The organism is Streptomyces sp. NPDC001219 (assembly GCF_053597915.1).
The window spans coordinates 67,480-89,753 of the sequence record NZ_JBSFJF010000030.1; the positions used below are offsets into that span (position 1 = coordinate 67,480).

At 72.4% G+C, this 22,274-nt stretch carries 23 protein-coding genes and 1 riboswitch; of the genes, 14 read left to right on the forward strand and 9 right to left on the reverse strand.

Annotated features, from left to right (window positions below; all coding sequences use genetic code 11):
• Positions 1-26: 26 nt before the first annotated feature.
• Positions 27-962, forward strand: coding sequence for a LysR family transcriptional regulator (locus ACWC9R_RS20525; RefSeq protein ID WP_450733395.1), 936 nt, complete (start codon positions 27-29; stop codon positions 960-962).
• Positions 963-993: 31 nt separating this feature from the next.
• Here the strand turns inward: ACWC9R_RS20525 and ACWC9R_RS20530 are convergent, their stop codons facing one another.
• On the reverse strand, positions 994-1,518 hold the full coding sequence (locus tag ACWC9R_RS20530; protein WP_450733397.1) for a MarR family winged helix-turn-helix transcriptional regulator: 525 nt from the start codon (positions 1,516-1,518) through the stop codon (positions 994-996).
• Between the two features lie 179 nt (positions 1,519-1,697).
• On the opposite strand from ACWC9R_RS20530, the gene ACWC9R_RS20535 reads away from it, so the two are divergent.
• Positions 1,698-2,120: a MarR family winged helix-turn-helix transcriptional regulator gene (locus ACWC9R_RS20535; protein WP_450733398.1), complete on the forward strand. Its 423-nt coding sequence runs from the start codon at positions 1,698-1,700 to the stop codon at positions 2,118-2,120.
• A 102-nt stretch (positions 2,121-2,222) separates the two neighbouring features.
• Here the strand turns inward: ACWC9R_RS20535 and ACWC9R_RS20540 are convergent, their stop codons facing one another.
• Positions 2,223-3,362: a GDSL-type esterase/lipase family protein gene (locus tag ACWC9R_RS20540; protein WP_450733440.1), complete on the reverse strand. Its 1,140-nt coding sequence runs from the start codon at positions 3,360-3,362 to the stop codon at positions 2,223-2,225.
• A gap of 316 nt (positions 3,363-3,678) precedes the next feature.
• On the opposite strand from ACWC9R_RS20540, the gene ACWC9R_RS20545 reads away from it, so the two are divergent.
• Positions 3,679-4,494: a carbon-nitrogen hydrolase family protein gene (locus ACWC9R_RS20545; protein WP_450733400.1), complete on the forward strand. Its 816-nt coding sequence runs from the start codon at positions 3,679-3,681 to the stop codon at positions 4,492-4,494.
• 101 nt (positions 4,495-4,595) lie between these two features.
• Entirely contained in the window at positions 4,596-6,296 is a 1,701-nt protein-coding gene (locus ACWC9R_RS20550) for a flavin monoamine oxidase family protein (RefSeq protein ID WP_450733402.1), read from the forward strand.
• A gap of 168 nt (positions 6,297-6,464) precedes the next feature.
• On the opposite strand, the gene ACWC9R_RS20555 is transcribed toward ACWC9R_RS20550, so the two are convergent.
• Positions 6,465-7,223, reverse strand: a complete 759-nt coding sequence (locus ACWC9R_RS20555; protein WP_450733404.1) for a DUF5995 family protein — start codon at positions 7,221-7,223, stop codon at positions 6,465-6,467.
• Positions 7,224-7,423: 200 nt separating this feature from the next.
• On the opposite strand from ACWC9R_RS20555, the gene ACWC9R_RS20560 reads away from it, so the two are divergent.
• Positions 7,424-8,809, forward strand: coding sequence for a uracil-xanthine permease family protein (locus ACWC9R_RS20560; protein WP_450733406.1), 1,386 nt, complete (start codon positions 7,424-7,426; stop codon positions 8,807-8,809).
• Positions 8,810-8,933: 124 nt separating this feature from the next.
• Here ACWC9R_RS20560 and ACWC9R_RS20565 read toward each other — a convergent pair whose 3' ends face one another.
• The 4 genes from ACWC9R_RS20565 to ACWC9R_RS20580 form a co-directional block, all read right to left on the reverse strand.
• Positions 8,934-9,620 (reverse strand): CDP-diacylglycerol diphosphatase, encoded by a 687-nt coding sequence (locus tag ACWC9R_RS20565; protein ID WP_450733408.1) that lies wholly within the window; start codon positions 9,618-9,620, stop codon positions 8,934-8,936.
• 424 nt (positions 9,621-10,044) lie between these two features.
• Entirely contained in the window at positions 10,045-10,455 is a 411-nt protein-coding gene (locus ACWC9R_RS20570; protein ID WP_450733410.1) for a RidA family protein, read from the reverse strand.
• A 129-nt stretch (positions 10,456-10,584) separates the two neighbouring features.
• Positions 10,585-11,145 (reverse strand): cysteine hydrolase family protein, encoded by a 561-nt coding sequence (locus tag ACWC9R_RS20575; protein WP_450733412.1) that lies wholly within the window; start codon positions 11,143-11,145, stop codon positions 10,585-10,587.
• Between the two features lie 182 nt (positions 11,146-11,327).
• A complete protein-coding gene (locus tag ACWC9R_RS20580; protein ID WP_450733414.1) occupies positions 11,328-11,936 on the reverse strand; it encodes a hypothetical protein in 609 nt (202 codons plus the stop codon).
• A 212-nt stretch (positions 11,937-12,148) separates the two neighbouring features.
• Between ACWC9R_RS20580 and ACWC9R_RS20585 the strand changes: the two genes are divergently transcribed.
• A complete protein-coding gene (locus tag ACWC9R_RS20585; RefSeq protein WP_450733415.1) occupies positions 12,149-12,637 on the forward strand; it encodes an acyl-CoA thioesterase in 489 nt (162 codons plus the stop codon).
• 83 nt (positions 12,638-12,720) lie between these two features.
• On the opposite strand, the gene ACWC9R_RS20590 is transcribed toward ACWC9R_RS20585, so the two are convergent.
• Positions 12,721-13,947, reverse strand: coding sequence for an MFS transporter (locus ACWC9R_RS20590; RefSeq protein ID WP_450733417.1), 1,227 nt, complete (start codon positions 13,945-13,947; stop codon positions 12,721-12,723).
• A 70-nt stretch (positions 13,948-14,017) separates the two neighbouring features.
• Between ACWC9R_RS20590 and ACWC9R_RS20595 the strand changes: the two genes are divergently transcribed.
• A complete protein-coding gene (locus tag ACWC9R_RS20595; RefSeq protein WP_450733419.1) occupies positions 14,018-15,376 on the forward strand; it encodes an ROK family transcriptional regulator in 1,359 nt (452 codons plus the stop codon).
• A 187-nt stretch (positions 15,377-15,563) separates the two neighbouring features.
• On the opposite strand, the gene ACWC9R_RS20600 is transcribed toward ACWC9R_RS20595, so the two are convergent.
• Positions 15,564-16,331, reverse strand: a complete 768-nt coding sequence (locus ACWC9R_RS20600; RefSeq protein ID WP_450733421.1) for an SDR family oxidoreductase — start codon at positions 16,329-16,331, stop codon at positions 15,564-15,566.
• A gap of 173 nt (positions 16,332-16,504) precedes the next feature.
• Positions 16,505-16,635, forward strand: a riboswitch (FMN riboswitch).
• A gap of 152 nt (positions 16,636-16,787) precedes the next feature.
• Here ACWC9R_RS20600 and ribD point away from each other — a divergent pair.
• From ribD to hisG, 7 genes are read left to right on the forward strand one after another with little or no spacing between them, the layout of a single operon-like run.
• Entirely contained in the window at positions 16,788-17,915 is a 1,128-nt protein-coding gene (ribD, locus tag ACWC9R_RS20605; RefSeq protein ID WP_450733423.1) for a bifunctional diaminohydroxyphosphoribosylaminopyrimidine deaminase/5-amino-6-(5-phosphoribosylamino)uracil reductase RibD, read from the forward strand.
• 1 nt (position 17,916) lies between these two features.
• The gene (locus tag ACWC9R_RS20610; RefSeq protein WP_450733425.1) at positions 17,917-18,552 is read left to right on the forward strand and encodes a riboflavin synthase; all 636 of its coding nucleotides are present in this window, start codon (positions 17,917-17,919) and stop codon (positions 18,550-18,552) included.
• Positions 18,549-19,202, forward strand: a complete 654-nt coding sequence (locus ACWC9R_RS20615) for a nicotinamide mononucleotide transporter family protein (protein WP_362602432.1) — start codon at positions 18,549-18,551, stop codon at positions 19,200-19,202. Before ACWC9R_RS20610 ends, ACWC9R_RS20615 begins: the two co-directional genes overlap by 4 nt.
• The gene (locus ACWC9R_RS20620) at positions 19,199-20,485 is read left to right on the forward strand and encodes a bifunctional 3,4-dihydroxy-2-butanone-4-phosphate synthase/GTP cyclohydrolase II (protein ID WP_362602435.1); all 1,287 of its coding nucleotides are present in this window, start codon (positions 19,199-19,201) and stop codon (positions 20,483-20,485) included. Before ACWC9R_RS20615 ends, ACWC9R_RS20620 begins: the two co-directional genes overlap by 4 nt.
• A 53-nt stretch (positions 20,486-20,538) precedes the next feature.
• Positions 20,539-21,024 (forward strand): 6,7-dimethyl-8-ribityllumazine synthase, encoded by a 486-nt coding sequence (gene ribH, locus ACWC9R_RS20625; protein ID WP_362602438.1) that lies wholly within the window; start codon positions 20,539-20,541, stop codon positions 21,022-21,024.
• A 34-nt stretch (positions 21,025-21,058) separates the two neighbouring features.
• On the forward strand, positions 21,059-21,331 hold the full coding sequence (locus tag ACWC9R_RS20630; protein ID WP_086720687.1) for a phosphoribosyl-ATP diphosphatase: 273 nt from the start codon (positions 21,059-21,061) through the stop codon (positions 21,329-21,331).
• 51 nt (positions 21,332-21,382) lie between these two features.
• Positions 21,383-22,231, forward strand: coding sequence for an ATP phosphoribosyltransferase (gene hisG, locus ACWC9R_RS20635; protein WP_386433700.1), 849 nt, complete (start codon positions 21,383-21,385; stop codon positions 22,229-22,231).
• The last annotated feature ends 43 nt before the right edge of the window (positions 22,232-22,274 follow it).

Sequence of the window (22,274 nt, forward strand, 5' to 3'; positions counted from 1 at the left end):
GACCTCAAATGCAAGGTGTGCACTCCATGATTGCGCGAAACGCAAACATCGACCTCAACCTGCTGACGGCACTGGACGCCCTGCTCGAAGAGCAGAGTGTGACCGCGGCCGCCGACCGGCTCGGGCTCTCCGGGCCGGCCATGAGCCGCGCCCTCGGCCGTATCCGCCGCACCACCGGCGACCCCGTCCTGGTGCGTGCCGGCCGCCATATGGTGCCCACCCCGCGCGCCCTGGAGATCCGGGCCGAGGTGCGGCGGCTGGTGGCGGCGGCACACGGCGTGCTGGCCCCGTCCGCGCCGGCCGACCCGGCCCAGTTGGCCCGGGTGTTCACCGTCAACGCCAACGACCTCTTCGTCACCTCCGTCGGTCCGCGCCTCGTCGCCCGCGCCGCCCGGGAAGCGCCGCAGGTCGTGCTGCGCTTTCTCGGCGAGAGCCATATCGATGTGCCGCTGCTGCGGGACGGCGCAGCGGACCTGGAACTCGGCGTCATCGACAGCCCCGAACCGGAGATCCGCCGGGAGGCGCTGTTCACCGACCGGAAGGTCGCGGTGGTGCGCGAGGGCCATCCGCTGACCAACGGGACACTCACCGTGCGCCGCTTCGCCGACGCCGCGCACCTCAACTTCTCCCGCCGCGGCCGGCTGACCGGGCCCGTCGACGCGGCGCTCGCGGCACACGGACTGCGGCGCAGGGTGATCGCCACCGTCCCGACCTTCGCCGCCTCGCTGATGATGGTCCGTGACAGCGACGCGGTGGGCCTGGCCAACGAGCGCGCCGGGGCGGCGACGGTCCGCGGCCTGGGCCTGCGCACGCTGCCGATCCCGCTCGAACTGCCGCCGACGGAGCTGGAGATGGCCTGGCATCCGCGCCAGGAGGCCGACGCGGGGCACCGCTGGCTGCGCGGGCTGGTGCGGGAGACGGTGCTGGAGTCCGTACGGGACGTGCCGCCCGGAGAGGGCTGACCGCCCCCGGGCCGCCGTTCCTGACGGCCGGTCAGTCCTCCCCGGAGGGCCCGTGCACCGCGTCGAAATCGTCCATGAAGCGGGTGAACAGCCGGGCGAACGCGGCGCGTTCGGCGGCCGGCCAGTCCCGGGTCACCCGCGCCACCGCGGACCGGCGGAAGTGGTGCGCCGCCTCCAGCAGCTCCCGGCCGTCCCGCGTCACGGTCAGCAGCGTGCGCCGGCCGTCCGCCTGATCGGCCTCACGGCGGAGGTGACCGGCCTGCACGGCGGCCGCCACCAGCTTGCTCGCCCGCGGCTGGTCCACCCGCAGCGCGTCCGCCACCTCCCGCACCCCCGCGGGCTCCCCGCGCTCCTCGGCCGCTTCCACGACATCCAGCACCTCGAACGCGGCCCCCTCCGGCACCGGTCGCCCGCCCTGCCGCGCCGCCCTTCGCGCCAGCGTCCGGCGGGCGGCGCTCCGGCGCAGGGCCACCATGGCCCGCTCGATCGCCGCGACCTCCGCGTCCCCGCCGCCGCCCGTCGGGTCCTGGTCCTCGTCCCGCACCGTCTTCGGCATCCGCGTGCCCTCCGTCCCGCCGGTCCCGGTCATACCCCGCAACTCGCTTACCCGGCCGCTCCGCTCGCCGTAAAGGCCTTGCCCCTTGCCCGGGAGAGAAGAATACTCGGAGACAAGTACTTGTCATGGTGCATGTATCTGTCCGCGCCCAGCCTGGACCCCTCCCGGAGGCAGCCCTCATGACCGGCCCGCTGAAGCCCCTCGGCCACTACCTCAAGGCCCTCGACGCCCTCATCGACGCGGACTTCGCGCGCACCCTGTCCACGCACCGGCTGACCCGCCGCGACTGGCAGGTGCTCAACAGCCTGGCGCTCCAGGGGCCGCTCGCCCGGCCGGTGCTGAGCCGGCTGCTGGAGCCCTTCTGGGAGACCGGATCACCCACCCTCGACGAGGTCGCGGGCGCCCTGCTCGCCCGCGACCTGCTCACCGCCGACGGGGACACCCTCGCCCTCACCGCGGCCGGCCGGCGGGCCCATGCCGAGGCCGCGAGCCTGATCGGTGCGGCCCGCGCCCGCCTGATGCGCGGGCTGACCGACGACGACTACGTCCGTACGGTGACCGTCCTCGACCGGATGACCGCCAATCTGACCCCCGGACGCTGACCGGCGGCCCGGGGCGCACGCGGGAGGCGCGCGCCGGGCCGCCGGGCCTCCCCTACCGCCGGAGCAGGTCGCCCGCGCCGGCTCACACGGAGGGGAGACCGCTCACCGGAAGGGCCCGTCGTCCGCGAACGCGTGCGCCGCGAAGCGCTTGCCCATCCGGCGGTACGCGGCCGCGCCGGGGTGCAGCCCGTCGGCCAGGTCATCCGTCTCGTCCGGGCCGAGCAGCTCGCGTCCGTCGAGGTAGTGGAGGTGGGGGTCGTGTGCCCGCCGGGCCGCCACGATCCGGGCCAGTTCGGCACGGACCACCGCCAGCGACAGCGCGCCACTCGCCACATCGGCCGGATCACCCAGGGCGGCGAGCTTCCCGTCCGGGGTGATCGTCGTCGGGCCGGGGGTCTCCTCCAGGACCGGGCAGCTCACCGGGGACATCACCAGCAGCGGGGTGTCCGGATGCCCCTCCCGGATCGTGTCCAGGAAGCCGTGCACCGCCGGGCCGAACGTCCGCAGCCGGAAGGCCGCCAGGCTCACGATGTTGATGCCCACCTTGAGGCTGATCAGGTCGGCGGGCAGGTCCCGGATCGTCCGGGCGACATAGGGGTCGAGCACGGCGTTGCCCGCCTGGCTGAGGTTGATCACCTCCACGCCGCCGAGCGCGGCCGCCACCACCGGCCAGGTGCCGGTCGGTCCGTCCGCCTCCAGGCAGTGGCTGATGGAACTCCCGTGGTGCACCCAGCGGCGCCGCCCGTCCGGCAGCGGCGCCAGCACCTCACCGTCCGCGCGCAGGGCGACCAGCTCCGTGGGCGTCTGCTGGGGCAGCCACAGCTCCACGGTCTTCATGCCGTCCGGCAGCCCGGTGAACCGTACGGTCCCCGGCTCGCCCGGGACCATCCGCTGCTCGGCCCCCGGCTCCGCCATCCGCACCACGTTCCCCACCGGCGCCTGCCGGCGCCCGGCCGGCGCGCCGTCCACCAGCAGCTCCAGCGTGCCGGTCGGCTGGGGCCCGGCGTCGGTGTCGAGCTGCCCCGTGGAGGTGAGCACGTCGAGCTCCAGCTCACGCGCGTCGGTGCGGAACACCAGCCGCACCCCCGACGGCATCAGGGTCACCCCGTGGACCGACGGGTCCTGGTACTGCTCCTTGGTCCACTCGGGCAACCGCCGCGGCAGCACCCCCGCCGGTGTGACCTCCAGGTCCAGCGCACCCCGTAGCTCCACCGGTCCGCCCTTAAGGGGAACCGCCCGCATCGCCGCCATCACCGCTCCTGTTCCGGGTCAGCGCACAACGAAACCGCGCTGCCCCGAACCTATTGATCATCAGTCCCCGACGGCAACGACCGGACGCCCGCACCACGGCCGGACCACACCGGCATCGGGCGGGACCCCTGCCACCAGCGGCGCAGCCGTCCGGCCCGGTGCCCCGCGCGGGCGCAACGAATCACCGCACAGCCGCTTGAAAGCGCAATGAATCACTCCTCGGCGCGCAACGGTGGCGCCTTGTCCCGGATCACCGGCGGACCGTACCGTCAATGCGTCCGCCCGCACCGTCCCGCCGAGGGGTCCCATGACGTCGCTGCACACCGCCCTGCTCCAGAGCTCGGGACGGCCCGGCGATGTCGCGCACAACCTGCGGGTGATCGAGGACGCCGCCCGCGAGGCCGCGGCGACCGGCGCCGGGCTCCTCGCCTGCCCTGAGCTGTTCCTGACCGGCTACGCCATCGGCGGTGACGTCCACCGCCTCGCGGAGCCCGCCGACGGCGACAGCGCCCGCGCCGTCGGGAAGATCGCCGCCGAGCACGGCATCGCGGTGCTCTACGGCTACCCCGAGCGCGCCGCGCAGGACGAGGACGACAGCGCCGCTGTCTACAACTCGGCGCAGCTCATCGGCCCGGACGGCGAGCGCCTCGCCAACTACCGCAAGACCCACCTCTTCGGCTGCTTCGAGCGCGAGTGGTTCACCCCGGGGGGGCGGGCCGTCGTCCAGGCCGAGCTGGCCGGGCTCCGGATCGGCGTGATGATCTGCTACGACGTGGAGTTCCCGGAGAACGTCCGGGCCCACGCACTGGCCGGCACCGATCTGCTGCTGGTGCCCACCGCGCAGATGCACCCCTTCCAGTTCGTCGCCGAGTCCGTCATTCCGGTCCGCGCCTTCGAGAACCAGATGTACGTGGCGTACGTCAACCGGGTCGGCACGGAAGGTGAGTTCGAGTTCGTCGGCCTCAGCTGCCTGGCCGGCCCGGACGGGGTGGTCCGCACCCGTGCCGGCCGCACCGAGCAGCTGGTCCGGGCCGAGGTCGACGCCGCCTTCCTCAAGGAGTCCCGGGCCGACAACCCGTATCTGCACGACCGCCGGCCCGAGCTGTACGGCCCGCTGACGTGACCTGACCCCGCCCCACACCCCCCACCGATCCGCCGCAGGCCGGCCCACCCGGCCCGAGCCGCCCTGCCTGCTGTGCCCTGTCTGCAAGGAGCCCGTCCCCGATGACGTCCACGGTGCCCACCGCCGCCCACCACGCGGATGCCCAGCCGCCGATCACCATGTTCGGCCCGGACTTCCCGTACGCCTACGACGACTTCCTCGCCCACCCGGCGGGCCTCGGCCAGGTCCCCGCGACCGAGCACGGCAAGGAGGTCGCGGTCATCGGCGGCGGCCTCTCCGGCATCATCACCGCCTATGAGCTGATGAAGATGGGCCTCAGGCCCGTCGTCTACGAGGCGGACCAGATAGGCGGCCGGCTGCGGACCGTCGGCTTCGACGGCACCCCGGCCGACGCCGCGGGCCTGACCGCCGAGATGGGCGCGATGCGCTTCCCGCCGTCCTCGACGGCGCTCCAGCACTACATCGACCTGGTGGGCCTCGCGACCGAGCCGTTCCCCAACCCGCTGGCGGCGGACACCCCGTCGACCGTCGTCGACCTCAAGGGCGAGTCGCACTACGCCCGCACCGTCGACGACCTGCCCGAGGTCTACCACCAGGTCATGGACGCCTGGAACGCCTGTCTGGAAGAGGGCGCGGACTTCTCCGACATGAACCAGGCGATCCGCGAGCGCGACGTCCCGCGCATCCGCGAGATCTGGTCCCGGCTCGTCGAGAAGCTCGACAACCAGACCTTCTACGGCTACCTCTGCGACTCGACCGCCTTCAAGTCCTTCCGCCACCGGGAGATCTTCGGCCAGGTCGGCTTCGGCACCGGCGGCTGGGACACCGACTTCCCCAACTCCATCCTGGAGATCCTGCGGGTCGTCTACACCGAGGCCGACGACCACCACCGCGGCATCGTCGGCGGCAGCCAGCAGCTGCCGCTGCGCCTGTGGGAGCGCGAGCCGCAGAAGATCGTGCACTGGGCGCCGGGCACCTCGCTGTCCTCGCTGCACGACGGCACGCCCCGGCCCGCGGTCACCCGCCTGCACCGCACCGCCGGCAACCACATCACCGTCACCGACGCCCACGGCGACATCCGCACCTACGAGGCGGCCGTCTTCACCGCGCAGTCCTGGATGCTGCTGAGCAAGATCGCGTGCGATGACTCGCTGTTCCCCATCGACCACTGGACGGCGATGGAGCGCACCCACTACATGGAGTCCAGCAAGCTCTTCGTCCCCGTCGACCGCCCCTTCTGGCTGGACAAGGACGAGGAGACCGGGCGGGACGTCATGTCGATGACGCTGACCGACCGGATGACCCGCGGGACGTACCTGCTCGACAACGGACCGGACGAACCCGCCGTCATCTGCCTCTCCTACACCTGGTGCGACGACAGCCTCAAGTGGCTGCCGCTGGACGTGAACGAGCGGATGGAGGTCATGCTGAAGTCGCTCGGCGAGATCTATCCGAAGGTCGACATCCGCAAGCACATCATCGGCAACCCGGTCACCGTCTCCTGGGAGAACGAGCCCTACTTCATGGGCGCGTTCAAGGCCAACCTGCCCGGCCACTACCGCTACCAGCGGCGGCTGTTCACCCACTTCATGCAGGACCGCCTGCCCGCGGACAAGCGCGGCCTCTTCCTCGCCGGCGACGACATCTCCTGGACGGCCGGCTGGGCCGAGGGCGCGGTGCAGACCGCCCTGAACGCGGTGTGGGGCGTGATGCACCACTTCGGCGGGGCGACGGACACCACCAACCCGGGTCCGGGCGATGTGTACGACGAGATAGCCCCGGTCGAACTGCCGGAGGACTGAGGACTGTTGGCGGGTGGGCGGATCTGCGGTGCGGTGGTGGCAGCCGCACCGTTGCCGCGCGCGGCGGGCAGCGTGGCCACCAAATGGCGGCCGCGGCCAGGGTCAGGGTCACCAGCGGGTCGGCGACCGAGCGGTAGACGTCGGGCCAGGGGAGGCCCGGGACGCCGTTCAGCCGGGCAGCGGAGTCAGCAGCATCCGCCCGACCAGGCCCACCCCGGCGTCCAGCCGCTCGGTCAGCTCCTCCGCCACCTCCGGCAGCCGGCGTACGCCCCACAGCGCCCTGGCCGCCACCCAGGCACCGTCCCTGGCCTTGTCCAGGCTCCACGACCCGACCAGATGCGTCAGCGGATCGGCGACGTCCAGCACATCGGGGCCGGGCATCAGCAGCTCACGGATTCGCTCCTCCAGGCTCGTCAGCACCCCGCCGACCCGCTCGAAGTCCTGCTCCAGCGCGGCGGGTTCACACTCCAGCGCCCGGCAGGTGTCCAGGACGGCCAGCGCCAGATCGTGGCCGATGTGGGCGTTGATCCCGGCCAGCGCGAACTGGAGCGGACGCACTCCCGGGTGGCGGCGGAGCTGGAAGAGCGGCCGCCAGCAGGCCGGCGGCCGCAGCCCGGCGGACGCGGCGTCCACCGCGGCGAAGTAGCGCCGCGCGAAACGGACGTCCAGCTCACCGGCGGCCGCCGGGTCCTGGAACGTACCGTCCCCGATACGCCGCGCCACCGCCTCCGTGACCGCGAGGTAGACGCCGTTGAAGACCGCCACCCCGTCCTCGGCGGGCAACCCCGCCGCCAGTGCCCGCATCCGCGCCAGTACCTCCGCCACATGCGGGCCGGCCACGCCTCCCGCTCCGGTCGGCGGGCGGGGCGCGGCTCCCCCGGCCGGGCCCGTGCGGCCGGGACCGCCGTGATCCTGAGTCGTCGTCATCCACCCAGCGTGACAGTGGGAATGCGGATAGTGAGGTTTGTGTGGTCCCGATGACCGGATCGGGGTAATGGGCGGCGCGCCCGCTTGTGACGCGTACGCATGCGGTGGGGGCGCGGCGTCAGTTTGTCCAGAAGCATTCGTTCGACTATGAATCACCTCGGCTCTGTGACGTGCAGGGCGTCGCGGAGTGGAGAGTGATCATGGCCGGTTTCGGATGGAAACTGCATGGCGACGGGCGCCATCTGAAGCCCGGCGAGGTGGTCCGGCCCGGGGAGCGCCTCACCTGGGGGCGGACGATCGCGCTCGGCGCCCAGCACGTGGTGTCGATGATCGGGGCCTGCTTCGTCGCCCCCGTCCTCATGGGCCTGGACCCCAGCCTCGCCCTGATGGCGTCCGGTGTCGCCACCGCCCTGTTCCTGCTGATGACCCGCGGACGCATCCCCAGCTACCTGGGCTCCTCGCTCTCCTTCGTGGGGGTGTCCGTCGTCATCGCCGGCCAGGGGGGAGACGCCGGCACCCTGACGGGCGCGATGCTCGTGGTGGGCGCCTGCCTGGCGGGCTGCGGCATCGCCATCCACGTCGTCGGGGCGCGGGTGATCCACGCGGTGCTCCCGCCGACGGTGACCGGCGCGGTCGTGATGCTGATCGGCTTCAACCTCGCGCCCGTGACGGCGTCCACGTACTGGCCCCAGGACCAGTGGACGGCGCTGGCGACGATGCTGTTCACCGGGCTCGCGCTCGTCGTGCTCCGGGGTTTCTGGTCGCGGATCGCCATCTTCCTGGGCCTGGTCTTCGGCTATGCGCTGTCCTGGATTCTCGACCGCACCGCGGGACGGATTCATTCCGTCAACGGCGCGGGCAAGGTCACCGACCACTGGCGCATCGACTTCTCCGGTGTCGGAAAGGCCGACTGGATCGGCGTTCCCACCTTTCACGCACCCAACTTCTCCACCTCCGCGATCCTCGTCGCGCTGCCGGTCCTGGTCGCGCTGATCGCGGAGAACGCCGGACACATCAAGGCGGTCGGCGCGATGACCGGTGACCCCCTGGACGACAGGATGGGCGTGGCGATCGTCGCCGACGGCACGGCAACGGTCCTGTCCACCGCGGTGGGTGGCCCCGCCACCACGACCTACGCCGAGAACATCGGCGTCATGGCCGCCACCCGGGTCTACTCCACCGCGGCCTACTGGGCGGCGGCCGGCTTCGCCCTGCTCTTCGGACTGTGCCCGAAATTCGGCGCGGTGGTCGCGGCGATTCCCGGCGGGGTGCTGGGCGGTATCACCGTCATCCTGTACGGCATGATCGGCCTGCTCGGAGCCCAGATCTGGGTGCGGAACAAGGTGGACTTCTCGGTCCCGCTGAACCTCATTCCCGCCGCGGCCGGAATCATCATCGCCATCGGTGGCGTCTCACTGAAGTTCGGCGAGAACTTCGAACTGAGCGGTATCGCGCTGGGCACGCTCACCGTGCTCACCGGCTACCACTCCCTGCGCTGGCTCTCCAAGGCGGCGGCCCGGCCGGGCACGCCCCTCCTCGACGCCGGGACCGGCGAATACAGCAAGCCCACCGACGGGGACGACTGACGCGCCCGCGACACCTCGCACGCCGACGGGACGGCATTTCCCTTCTCCCTGCCGTTTGTCCGCCCTCGCGCAGGTCTCACTTGCAGATGAACTCACCTGCAAGTGAACTCACGTGCAAACGAACTCACTTGCAGATGAGGAGACTGTCGCAGACCCCGATTCCCTGGGGAGCGGTGGAGGGATGGGGAAGGCCGTCCCAGCTGTTGAGGATGTAATACCCGTCGGCCGGACCGTTTCCCGCCTCGATGACGATCATTGTCTGGTCGCCCATGGACTCATTGCGGGTGACCACGACATTGTCGTAGAGGGCCTTGAAGAGATTGAGGGTCTTGAAGCTGTCCGTGTGGACCACGCGATAGGTCCGGGACTGCGGATTGCCGCTCATGTCCTCGCCGGTGACCGTGTTCAGGTACGTGGGCCAGTTCTTCCAGTCCTTCGCGATCCTGCCCGACTGGTACGCCATGTCGAGCGCGGGTTTCACCCCTTGGCGGACCGCGGACATATGGATGTGCAACTGGCCGTGCGAACGGTGGGGGGCCGCATTGACCCCCAGCCCCACCACACCCCACTTCTGCTGCCCGAACCAGAAGCCCGCCCGCTCCTCGGCGACCTGCCAGTAATTATTGCTGGAGTACGCGCCCGACACGAGGTCCGGGCACTCGATCCCCTTGATGCGGTCGGTGGCCACCAGCAGATATCCCTTGACTCCTCTGGATACCAGCCAGAACGCGTTGATCTGCCTCTCCTTGCAGTCCAGGGCCATGTGCCAGAGGAATTCGTCGATGTCCTTCGGGTCTCCGCAGAGCGCCACGGGCGGCACGGTAAGGGTGCTCTCCCGGGTGCCTTCTCGGTAGTTCTCGGTCACGGCGATACCTCCACGGTGAACGGGTGCGTGCCGCGACCGCCCGGCCGGAGCATCCCGCCCCGGTACACCGGAAGCCTCACCGGCCGCGCGACCCACCACACCCCCGGGCCGCGACAGGCCGCACACAGACAGGGGCCGACAGACCGCGCACCGGCGGGGAGGGCATCGCACTGCCCGCCGGCGGACCCGTGGGCTGACCCCACCCAGGACACGGCATGAGCTGTACGAGCTGTCCCACCACCGTCCCACCGCCCCGAGAGGGGCGCATCTGCTGGGCCGGGGGCGGTGGTTCGCGAGCGGGCGGGGCCGCCGGGGCAGGTGTGCCGGTGACGGCTGGCCCGCGCGTCCACCCTGAGTCGGCCCTTCCCGTTCAGGAATCGAGCACCGCGGCGACGGCTTCGATCTCGACGAGCTGGTCGTTGTAGCCGAGCACCGTGACACCCATCAGCGTGCTCGGCGCATCGTGCTCACCGAACGCGTCCCGGACCACCTCCCACGCCGTCACCAGGTCTTCCTGGCGGCTGGAGGCGACGAGCACGCGGGTGCTGATGACGTCGTGCAGCGAGGCACCGGCGTCCGCCAGCGCGGTCCGCATGTTCTCCACGGCCTTGGCGGCCTGCCCCGCGACGTCCCCGACCGCCGCGGTGGAGCCGTCCTCGTTCAGCGGACAGGAACCCGCGAGGAAAATCAGCCGTGCCTCGGCCGGCGCCGTGGCCGCGTAGGCGTACTCCGCGACATCGGACAGCGACGCGGAGCGAATCAACGAGACGGCACGAGGCATGGGCATTCCTTTCGCGGCGCATACGGGACGCCCACGACCCTCTCAGGGATCAACTCCGCGTTCGACGCAATATTTTGGGGGCGGGACGGGGCGCGGCCGGGCGGCGCCGGGCCGGGGCGCCCTCCCCTCCTACGGCGCGAGGGTGCCGACCCACTCCTCGGCCGTGACGACATCCGCCCACTGCGGGAACATCCGCTCGGTGAGGAACCGGTGAACCTCCGGGTCGGTGTCGAGGCAGACGTCCGCCAGGACCGTGAGGCCGAAGTCCTGGTCGTTGGCCTGGCACAGGGTGTGCAGCACCACGCCACTGGTCGCGATGCCGGTGAGAACGAGGCTGTCGATGCCGCGCGCCCTGAGCACCACGTCGAGATCGCTGCCCGAGAACGCGCTGGCCCGCCTCTTGGTGACCACGATGTCGCCCTGCCGGGGCGTGACGTCGTGGTGGATCTCGGTACCGGGAGCGCCTTCGGTGAAGAGACCGGCCTGCACGATGGCGCTGAGTACCCGGTTGCGGGGGCTGACGTCAGCGTGGCCCGGCCGCAGGCCGATGACCACGTAGATCACCGGGATTCCCGCCGCCCGGGCACCGTCGATCGCACCCCGCAGGCGCGGCAGATACCCGGACCCGTCGTCAGCGATCTCCACGATGTCCTCCTGGACATCCATCACGAGGAGTGCACTGTTCGCCATGCTTACCCTTCCGTCCCGTTGTCCGCTGTCCACTGCGAGGAGCGACCTGGCCGGCCGGGATTCGGGCAACTCGCTCGCGCGTGAAGACCGTCAGCCGTGACGGCCGCCAGGTGCCGTCCAAGTCTCCCTGGACGCGGGGAACTCGGCCAGGACGTCGCCCTGTGGCGCGTTCCGACGCCGGTTCAGAGGGGAAGCCCGATGAGACCCCACCGGCGTCGCCGGGCTTCGTCGACCACTTCGGCCCAGCCGGACAGCAGCGCCGTGAACTCCTCGAAGTCCGCGATCCACCGCCCCGGGCAGGCCGCGTGGCGGGCGTACGGCTCCCGCAGGCGCGGCAGGGCGGGGGCGGCCCGTTGCCAGCAGCGGTGCAGACGGACCACGGTCCGGGGGCCGCGGGCGATGAGCGGTCCGGGCCGCCACAGGCCGTCCTCGGACGGGAAGAGCCCGTCGTCCACGTGCCCGGCATCGCTGTCGGCGTCAGGGCCCGGCCAGAGCAGTCCCGTGAGGAACTCGTCCAGCGCGGTCCGCAGGGTGGTCCCGGCGGCGCCCCGGACGTCTTCCCACGCCTGCGTGGCCCAGAAGTGGGGCTTGTACGAGCCGAGGGTGCCGCCGAACTCGTACCGGCCCAGCCAGGCCCGGTCCGGTTCCCCGGGCCACACCCAGCCCGCCTCGACCTCGCCGCTCTCGTCATCCGCGTACGCCGACTCCTGCAGCACCTTGAGGCGGTCGTCCGGTGCGGTCTCCATGAGGTGCGCCCAGTCGACGACCAGGACGGTGAGGTCCGTGCCCATGGGGTGAGGTTAGCCCGCTGTGCAGCAGCCTGGCAGGGACGCCTGCCTCCGGAGCCGGGGCGAGGCTCACCCGCCGCAGGCATCCCGGCGTCCACCGCACCCTAAGCAGCCGCTTACCATGGCCCGGGCTCCTCGTACGGGCCCCACCCCTCGCAACAGCACCCTCCGCCCCTACCGCGCCGTTGAGCGCGAGAAACCCAGGAGCACCCCCCGTGAGCGTCGAACCCCTGCAGGCCACCACCGTCCCGTACGGCGCGCTGGTGCCCGTCACCGTCCACTTCGACGACCTCGACGCGCTCGGCATGCTCCACAACTCCCGCTACCCGCTGCTCGCCGAGCGCGCCTGGGCGGAGTACTGGCACGAGCAGGGCTTCGGCTTCGACGGCGACTGGGCCACCGCGGGTGACATGTGCAATGTCATCAAGGAGATGCGCGTCTCCTACGAGCGCCCGGTCACCCGGCCCGGCCACTACGCGGCGCACCTGTGGGTCGAACGCCTCGGCCGCACCGGCCTCACGTACGGCTTCCGGCTCTGCTCGGCCGACGGCGCAGAGACCTACGCCCAGGGGCACCGGGTGCTCGTCCGCATCGACGCACAGATGCTGCGCCCCACCCCCTGGTCCGACCACGCCCGCGCCATAGCCGACCGGCTGCTCCGGCCGGAGACTCCGGACGAGGGCACGGAGGCGGACGCGGCCTGAGGCGCCGGGGCGCGGGCGGGCGTTGGCGGGGAGCCGGGGCGCGGGCGTTGCCCGGGGCGCCGCCGCCCCATCGGCCGCCGCGCTCAGGACCGTTCCAGATCTCCCGTCACCGCGGGAGCGCCGCCCGACGCCGTACGGCTCGGCACCCGCAGCACCCGCGCGCCCACCACCAGCCCGCACGCCAACGCCGTGACCAGCATGAACGACACCGGCAGCGAGGTCGCCTGGGCGAGGCCGCCGATCGCGGACGGTGCGATGAGGCCGGAGGTGTACGTGATCGTGGCGACGCCCGCGATCGCCTGGCTGGGGGCGGGGCCGCTGCGGCCGGCGGCCGCGAAGGCCAGCGGGACCACCACCGCGATCCCGAGGCCCATCAGCCCGAACCCGCCCATCGCCATGGCCGGATGCCGCGCCGTGACGATCAGCAGCCCACCGGCCGCCGCCAGCACCCCGCCGGCCCGCACCGTGCGCACCGCGCCGAAGCGGGCCACCACCCGGTCCCCGGCCAGCCGCGCGACCGTCATCGTGCAGGCGAAAGCGGTGGTCGAGGCGGCCGCCAGGCCCGCGTCGGTACCCAGTTCGTCGCGGAGGTAGACCGCCGACCAGTCCAGGCCGGCGCCCTCAGCGAACACCGCGCAGAACCCGATCGCCCCGATGACCAGCGCCGATCTCGGCGGTAGCGCGAAGCGCGGCGGCGGATGCTCGTCGGGGGTGCTCCGCAGATCCAGCACACCCCGGCAGGCGAGCGCGCCGAGCAGTGTCAGTACGAGCGCGGCACCGGCCAGATGGAGCCGGGCGTCCCACCCGGCGTGCGCGGCGACGGTGCCGGCCGCCGAGCCGAGCAGGGCGCCCGCACTCCACATACCGTGCAGCCCCGACATGATCGGTTTGCCGAGCCGGTCCTCGGTCTCCAGGCCGAGCGCGTTCATCGCGACGTCCGACATCCCGGAGGCCGCGCCGTACGCCAGCAATGCCGCGGCCAGCGCGAACAGACCGGGGGAGAGGGCGGGCAGGACCAGCGACAGGGTCCAGAGGGCGAGCAGTCCGCGGAGCGCGGTGCGGGCGCCGAGGCGGTGGCTGATCCGGCCGGCCAGCGGCATCGCCAGGGACGCGCCGATCGCGGGGAAGGCGAGTGCCAGGCCGAGTTGGCCCGGTGAGAGGGCGGTGTGGTCCTGAATCCAGGGGATGCGGGTGGCGAAGTTGCCGGTGACCGAGCCGTGGATGAGGAACACCGCGGCAATGGACCAACGCGCGCGGCGCAGTCCGGTGTGGTGGGGGAGAGGCGGAGTGGCGCCGTCGTTGCCAGCCATGGGCGGTAAATTATCAGGAACCCTGCCTGATAATAAGGGCGTTGGCCCGGCCGGATGACAGAATCCCGCCATGCATCCACCGCGCGCGGCAGCGGACCGCCGCACCGCCTCCCCGGCCACCGCCCGGCTGATCAACGACCGCCTGGCCCTCCAACTGCTCCAATCCGAGGGCCCCTTGACGGCAGGTCAGCTCAAGTCGCTGACCGGCCTGTCCCGGCCGACCGTGGCGGACCTCGTCGAGCGCCTCCAGGAGGCCGGGCTGATCGCCGTGGTCGGCGAGAGCGGCACGCAGCGGCGCGGGCCCAACGCACGGCTCTACGGGATCGTCGCCGACCGGGCCCATCTCGTCGGCCTCGACCTGCGGACGCACAGCGTCGCCGTCGCCGTCGCCGACCTCCTCGGCCGGGTGCGCGCCGAACACACCGTCCCCATCGGTCCGGAGGCCGCCCCCGATACGGCCGTGGCCACCGCGCTCGCCGCCGTCGACAAGGCGCTCGCCGCCGCGGGCGCACACACGCCGCACACCATCGCCGTCGGCGCCCCCGGCCTGATCGACCCCGCCACGGGACGGCTCGGCGCCGCCGACTGGATCTCGCCGTGGCACGACGGACTGGTCGGCGCGCTGCGTGCGCGGACGGGCGTCCCCGTCCTGCTGGAGAACGAGGTCAACCTCGCCGCCATCGCGGAGCAGCGCGACGGCGCGGCCCGCGACCGGGACACCTTCGTCCTGCTCTGGCTCGGCCATGGCACCGGCGCCGCCGTGGTCCTGGACGGCACGCTGCGGCGCGGCGCCTCGGGCGGCACCGGCGAGATCGGCTTCCTGCCGGTCCCCGGCACCGGCGCGCTGCCCTCCGCGACCGGCTGCGACGGCGGCTTCCACGCACTGGCCGGCTCCGCCGCGATCTGCGCCCTCGCGGCGGAACACGGGGTGTCGTCGGCCGCCGTGACAGCGGGACGGGACCGACCGTCCGACGAAGCCGAAGCCGCCGGCCCGAACGGGGTGAGAAGCGGGGCGAGCGGGGCGAACGGGCCCTCCACCGAGGCGGCTCCTGACGGGCCCTCCACCGAGGCCCCCACCGACGTCCCGCCCGCCGAGTCCCTCGTCCGCGCCGCCGTGGCCGCCGGGGACGCCGGAGCCGCCTTCCTCGACGCGCTGGCCGCACGGATCGCCCTCGGCGTGGCGGCCGTGTGCGCCGTACTCGACCCCGGGTGTGTCGTCCTCGGCGGCGAGACCGGCTGCGGCGGCGGCGCCGAACTCGCCGACCGGGTCGCCGCCCAGCTGGCCCGGCTCTCCCCGCTGCGCACCGACGTACGCGCGGGGACGGTCGGCGGACGGGCGGTACTGCTCGGCGCGGTGCTCGCCGCCCGGGACGCCGCGCAGAACGAACTGTTCGGGGCGGTGGGGCCGGGGGTGTCGCCCCGGGCCTGAGGGGGTGTCCCTTCAGGGGGGCGGGAACAGATCCCGTAGGGGGTGCGGGTCCCCCTTGCGGGCCACAACGCGCAGGAGGCGGGCGGGTATTCCCGACGTCGCACGGTCGCGCCAGCCCTTCATACGCCGGCCCGTCACGCGCCAGCCCCTCACCCGCCCACCGGCCATCACCCCCAACGAACAGCCCTCACCCACCCACCCTCTCCGCCAAGAACTCCCCATAAGTCCGCCGCCCCTCCGCGTGCTCGGGCGTCAGGTTCCCGCCGCGGCGCAGCGCGGCGGCGGTGGCGCCCGGTAGCCGCACGGGCAGCAGCAGCCGGTGCCGGCCGCCCGCCTCCAGGGTGGTCCGTACGAGGTCGTGGGCGGTCAGCACCTCGGGGCCGCCCATGTCGGGGACCCGGCCCGCCGGGGGGCCGGCCGCCAACTCGGCGAGGCGGGCGGCGACTTCGTTCACCTCGACCGGCTGCACCCGTACCCCGGTCGGCACCGGCAGTACCGGTGAACGGGCGCCCGCCTTGATGATCTGGAGCACCAGATGGTGGAACTGCGTCGTGCGCAGCACCGTCCAGCCGATGCCGGAGTCCTCGATCAGCCGCTCCACCGCGAGTTTGGTCCGGTAGTAGCGGAGCGGGACCCGGTCCACCCCGACGATCGAGATGTACACCAGGTGCGGGACGCCCGCCGCCTTCGCCGCCTGCACGAGCCGCCCGGCCGCCTCCATGTCGCCGCCGGCCGGTGAGCTGGCGCAGTGCACGAGCGCGTCCACGCCCGCCAGCGCCTCCGGCAGCCCCGTGCCGTCGCGCAGATCGACGGCGTAGGAGTGCGGCCGCGGCCGCTCCCGGCCGGTGTGGGGGTGCCGGCTCAGCGACCGGACGTCGTGGCCGTCGTCGAGCAGCCGGTGCACCAGGGGGCGTCCGAGTGTGCCGGTGCCGCCGGTCACCAGAATTGTCGCCATCGTGGATCAGTCCTTGAGAGGTGGAGGAACGGGTACGTCCTCGCTATGACGCCTCACGCGCGCCGTCTGTGACACGGGCGGCGCGCCGGGGGCTGTGAGGCAGCCCACAGGGCTTCGCCCGCATGGGCGACGACGCGGCGTGGCAGACTGAAGCTGTACTGACATAAAAGCAGCAGCGCACTCCGGGGTCGGTGTAATTCCGAACCGGCGGTAACAGTCCGCGACCCGTCCGCAGCCAGCGGCCGGTTGAGCAGGTGAAATTCCTGCACCGACGGTGAAAGTCCGGATGGGAGGCAGTGCGCGGCGGGCGAGCTTCGGTACACCGCCGTCGGCGGCGCGTCCGGGTATTTTCCCGGGCGGTCCGTGTATGTCCGGCCGCGGTGTTCCCGTGGCGTCGTTTCCGCTTCTGTCGTCCGACAGCCCCGGAGTCCGTGCCCTGAGAGGCAGGAGGACCCGGTGGCCACCGCAGCCCCCGTCGAGATCGCGGCGATGCGCCGAGCCATCGAGCTCGCCGCGCGCGGGCTCGGGCACACCAGCCCCAACCCCGTGGTCGGCTGTGTCGTCCTGGACTCCGCGGGCCGTACGGCGGGCGAAGGCTGGCACCAGCGGGCCGGCGGGCCGCACGCCGAGGTCCATGCCCTGCGTGCCGCGGGCGAACGGGCCCGCGGCGGCACCGCACTGGTCACCCTCGAACCCTGCAACCACACCGGCCGCACCGGCCCCTGCGCCCAGGCGCTGATCGACGCCGGGGTCACCCGCGTCGTCTACGCCGTCTCCGACCCCAACCCGACCGCCACCGGCGGCGCCGTCACCCTGGCCGCGGCCGGGATCGACGTCGAGGGCGGACTGCTCGCCGACGAGGCCGCGGCCGGCAACGAGGCCTGGCTGACGTCGGTACTGCGCCGCCGCCCCTTCGTGCTGTGGAAGTACGCCGCGACCCTCGACGGCCGGATCGCCGCCGCCGACGGCACCAGCCGGTGGATCAGCTCGCCCCAGTCGCGTGCCGACGTGCACCGGCTGCGTGCCGCCGCGGACGCCGTGATCGTCGGCTCCGGCACCGCCCGCGCCGACGACCCGCAGCTCGGCGCCCGGATCGCGGGTCTGTCCGACGACGCGATCTGCCAGCCGCTGCGGGTCATCGTCGACTCCGGTGCCACCGCCGTGAAGGCCGGCGCCCGCGTCCTGGACGGCACCGCGCCGACCCTCGTCGCGGTCGCCGAGGACGCCGACGCGAGCCACCTCGAAGGCCTCGCCCCGCTCGTCCGGCTGCCGCGCGCCGCCGACGGGCGCGGCCTGCACCTCCCCGCGCTGCTCCAGGCCCTCTACGAGCGGGACGTCCGTTCCGTGCTCCTCGAAGGGGGCCCCACGCTCGCCGGTGCCTTCCTCGCCGCGCAGGCCGTCGACAAGGTCGTCGGCTATCTCGCGCCGGTCCTGCTCGGCGCCGGACCGGCCGCCGTCGGCGACGCCGGAATCACCACCATCGCCCAGGCGTTGCGGCTCGACGTGACCGACACCGAACGGCTCGGACCCGACCTGCGCATCACCGCCACCCCCATCCGCCACGCCCTGAACGAGGAGAACTGACGTGTTCACCGGAATCGTCGAAGAACTGGGTGAGGTCGCCGCCGTCGAGGACCTCGGCGACAGCTCCCGGTTCCGGCTCCGCGGCCCCGTCGTCACGGAGGACGCCAAGCACGGTGACTCGATCGCCGTCAACGGTGTCTGTCTGACCGTCGTGGACACCGCCGACGGTGAGTTCACCGCCGACGTGATGGCCGAGACCCTGAACCGCTCCAGCCTCGGCGCACTGGCCGCCGGCTCCCGCGTCAACCTGGAGCGCCCGATGGCGCTCGGCGGGCGGCTCGGCGGACACCTCGTCCAGGGCCATGTCGACGGCACCGGCACGATCCTCGAACGCACCCCCGGCGAACACTGGGAGATCGTCAAGGTCGCGCTGCCCGCCGCGCTGTCCCGCTACGTGGTGGAGAAGGGCTCCATCACCGTCGACGGCGTCAGCCTCACCGTCGTCGACGCGGCGGACGACTACTTCACCATCAGCCTCATCCCCACCACCCTGGCGCTGACCACCCTGGGTCTCAAGAAGGCCGGGGACCCCGTCAACCTCGAGGTCGACGTCCTCGCCAAGTACGTCGAGCGGCTGCTCGGGCGGGGCTCCGACGACCGCGGAGACCTCGACGAGATCAAGGAGATGGACCGGTGAGCGTCCTCGACACGCTGAACGGCGAGGCCTTCACGGCCCTCGGGCAGCACGTCATCTGGTCGGACATGATCGGCAACACCATCGGCCTGGCCGCCCTGGCACTCGGCTGGCGGCGCTCGATCTGGACCTGGCCCGCCCAGTTCCTGTCCGGCGTCGTCCTCGTCGCCGCCTACGCCTCCGCCCACCTCAGCGGCGGCGTCGGCAAGCAACTCCTCGTCATCGGCGTGGCGTTGTGGGGCTGGCGGCAGTGGCAGCGCGGCCGGCAGCAGGCCCAGGACGGCTCCATCGCCGTACGCTTCGCCGGCTGGCGCGAGCGCGGTGTGCTGCTCGGCGGCACCGCCCTGGGCACCGCGGCCGTCGGCACCCTGTTCACCCTGGTCCCGCAGCTGTCCTGGAACCCCTGGCCGGACGCCTACATCTTCGTCGGCACGCTCGCCGCGATGGTCGCCCAGGCCCGCGGTCTGGTCGAGTTCTGGCTGGCCTGGCTGCTGGTCGACATCGTCGGCGTCCCGCTCGCCTTCAGCAGCGGGCTCGCCTTCTCCGGCCTCGTCTACGTCGTCTATCTCGCCCTCGTCGTGTGGGGCCTGCGCGACTGGTGGCTGCGTTCGCGCGCGGCCGCCCGCCCCGTCCTGGAAGGAGCAGCGGCATGACCGCACTGCAGAGCTGGTACGACGAGGACGCCGCGGCACTGGCGCTCGACCCCGTCGAGCAGGCCATCGCCGATATCGCCGCAGGCCGCCCGGTGGTCGTCGTGGACGACGAGAACCGCGAGAACGAGGGCGACCTCGTCGTCGCCGCGGAGAAGGCCACCCCCGAGATCGTCGCGTTCATGATGAGCGAGTGCCGCGGGCTGATCTGCGCCCCCATGGAGGGCCCGGAGCTGGACCGGCTGGAACTCCCGCAGATGGTCGAGCACAACACCGAGTCGATGCGGACCGCCTTCACCGTCTCCGTCGACGCCACCGCCGCGCACGGCGTGACCACCGGCATCTCCGCCGCCGACCGCGCCACCACCCTCCGCCTGCTCGCCTCCGGGGAGTCGGCCGCCGGTGACTTCGTCCGGCCCGGCCACATCTTCCCGCTGCGCGCCCGGCCCGGCGGGGTGCTGGTCCGCAACGGCCACACCGAGGCCGGCGTCGACCTCGCCCGGCTGGCCGGACTGCGCCCGGCCGCCGCCATCGTGGAGATCGCCGGTGAGGACGGCACGATGCTGCGGCTGCCGGAGCTGGTGCCGTTCGCCCGTAAGCACGGCCTGTCGATCATCTCCATCGAGGACCTGATCGCCTACCGGCAGTCGTCCGAGCCCACCGTCCGCCGCGAGGCCGAGACCCGGCTGCCCACCGCGCACGGCGAGTTCACCGCCTACGGCTACCGCTCCACCGTCGACGGCGTCGAGCACATCGCACTGGTCGCCGGGGAGCTCGGCGACGGCGAGGACGTCCTGGTCAGGGTGCACTCCGAGTGCCTGACCGGCGATATCTTCCACTCCCTGCGCTGCGACTGCGGCCCCCAGCTGGAGGCGTCACTGCGGCAGATCGCCGAGGCCGGACGCGGTGTGGTGATCTACCTCCGCGGCCACGAGGGACGCGGCATCGGCCTGCTGTCCAAGCTGCGCGCCTACGAACTCCAGGAGCGCGGCCGCGACACCCTCGACGCCAACCTCGAACTGGGACTGCCCGCCGACTCCCGCGACTACGCGGCGGGCGCGCAGATGCTCCAGGACCTCGGGGTGCGCTCCCTGCGCCTGATGACCAACAACCCCGAGAAGACCGCCGCCCTGCTGCGGCACGGCCTGCGGGTCTCCGGCCGGGAGCCGATGCCCGTCCAGGCCGGCGAACACAATCTGCGGTACCTGCGCACCAAGCGCGACCGGATGGGCCACGACCTCCCCTGGCTCGAGCCCGACCGCCCCACCACCTGCGACAACCAGTAGCCACCCGGCACCACGTCACCACCAACCGCACCATCACCCGAACGAGGAGAACCGTGAGCGGCAAGGGCGCACCCGAACTGACCGTGAAGAACTGTGGCGACCTGCGGGTGGCCGTCATCGCCGCGCAGTGGCACCAGCAGGTCATGGACGGCCTCGTGGACGGCGCGCTGCGCGCCCTCACCGAGCTGGGCATCGACGAGCCGACCCTGCTGCGGGTGCCGGGCACCTTCGAGCTGCCGGTGGTCGCCAAGGTCCTGGCCGGCCGCGGCTACGACGCGGTGGTCGCCCTCGGCGTGGTCATCAGGGGCGGCACACCGCACTTCGACTACGTCTGCCAGGGCGTCACCCAGGGCCTGACCCAGGTCGCGGTGGACACCGGCGTACCGGTCGGCTTCGGCGTGCTGACCTGCGACACCGAGCAGCAGGCCCTGGACCGGGCGGGCCTGGAGGGGTCCGTCGAGGACAAGGGCCACGAGGCGGTGACCGCCGCGGTCGCCACCGCCGCGACGCTGCGGACCGTGTCCGAGCCCTGGCGCTAGGAGCGGGGGCCGACCGCGTAGGGTGGTCACCATCATGTCCAAGAAGACGTTCGAGGAGCTGTTCTCCGAGCTCCAGCAGAAGGCCGCCACCGGCGACCCCGCCACCTCCCGCACCGCCGAGCTGGTGCAGGCCGGTGTCCATACGATCGGCAAGAAGGTCGTCGAGGAGGCCGCCGAGGTGTGGATGGCCGCCGAGTACGAGTCCGACGAGGCCGCCGCCGAGGAGATCTCCCAGCTCCTCTACCACCTCCAGGTCATGATGGTCGCCAAGGGCATCTCCCTCGACGACGTCTACGCCCACCTCTGATCCACCCCACCGCACCACCAACACCTCTCAGCTGCAAAGGAATTCGCTCTCATGCTGCGCATCGCTGTCCCCAACAAGGGTTCACTGTCCGAGCCTGCGTCGGCGATGCTCCATGAGGCCGGCTACCGCCAGCGCAAGGACCGCAGGGAACTGGTCCTGGTCGACGCCGAGAACGAGGTCGAGTTCTTCTTCCTGCGCCCCCGCGACATCGCGGTCTACGTGGGCTCCGGCAAGCTCGACATCGGCATCACCGGCCGTGACCTGCTGCTGGACTCCGGCTCGCCGGCCGAGGAGATCCTCCAGCTCGGCTTCGCCGGCTCGACCTTCCGCTACGCCACCCGCCCGGGCACGGCCAAGGAGGTCAGCGAGTTCGGCGGCATGACGATCGCCACCTCGTTCTCCGGCCTGGTCCGGCAGCACCTCGCCGACAACGGTGTGGACGCCTCCGTCGTCCACCTCGACGGCGCGGTGGAGACCGCCATCCAGCTCGGCGTCGCCGAGATCATCGCGGATGTCGTGGAGACCGGCACCACCCTGCGCAACGCCGGCCTGGAGATCATCGGCGAGCCGATCCTCAAGTCCGAGGCCGTGGTCATCCGCGGCACCGGCGCGCCGGACGACGACCCGAAGGTGCGCCAGTTCCTGCGCCGTATGCAGGGCGTCCTGGTGGCCCGCCGGTACGTGATGATGGACTACGACATCCGGGTCGAGCACGTCGAGAAGGCCGTCGGCCTCACCCCCGGCCTGGAGTCGCCGACCGTCTCCCCGCTGCACCACGAGGGCTGGGTCGCGGTCCGCTCGATGGTCCCGTCCAAGGACGCCCAGCGCATCATGGACGAGCTCTACGACCTCGGCGCCCGCGCGATCCTGACCACCGGCATCCACGCCTGCCGGCTCTGACCCGCGGCCCCGGCCAGATCCCGTACCCCCCTGCCTCACCCCT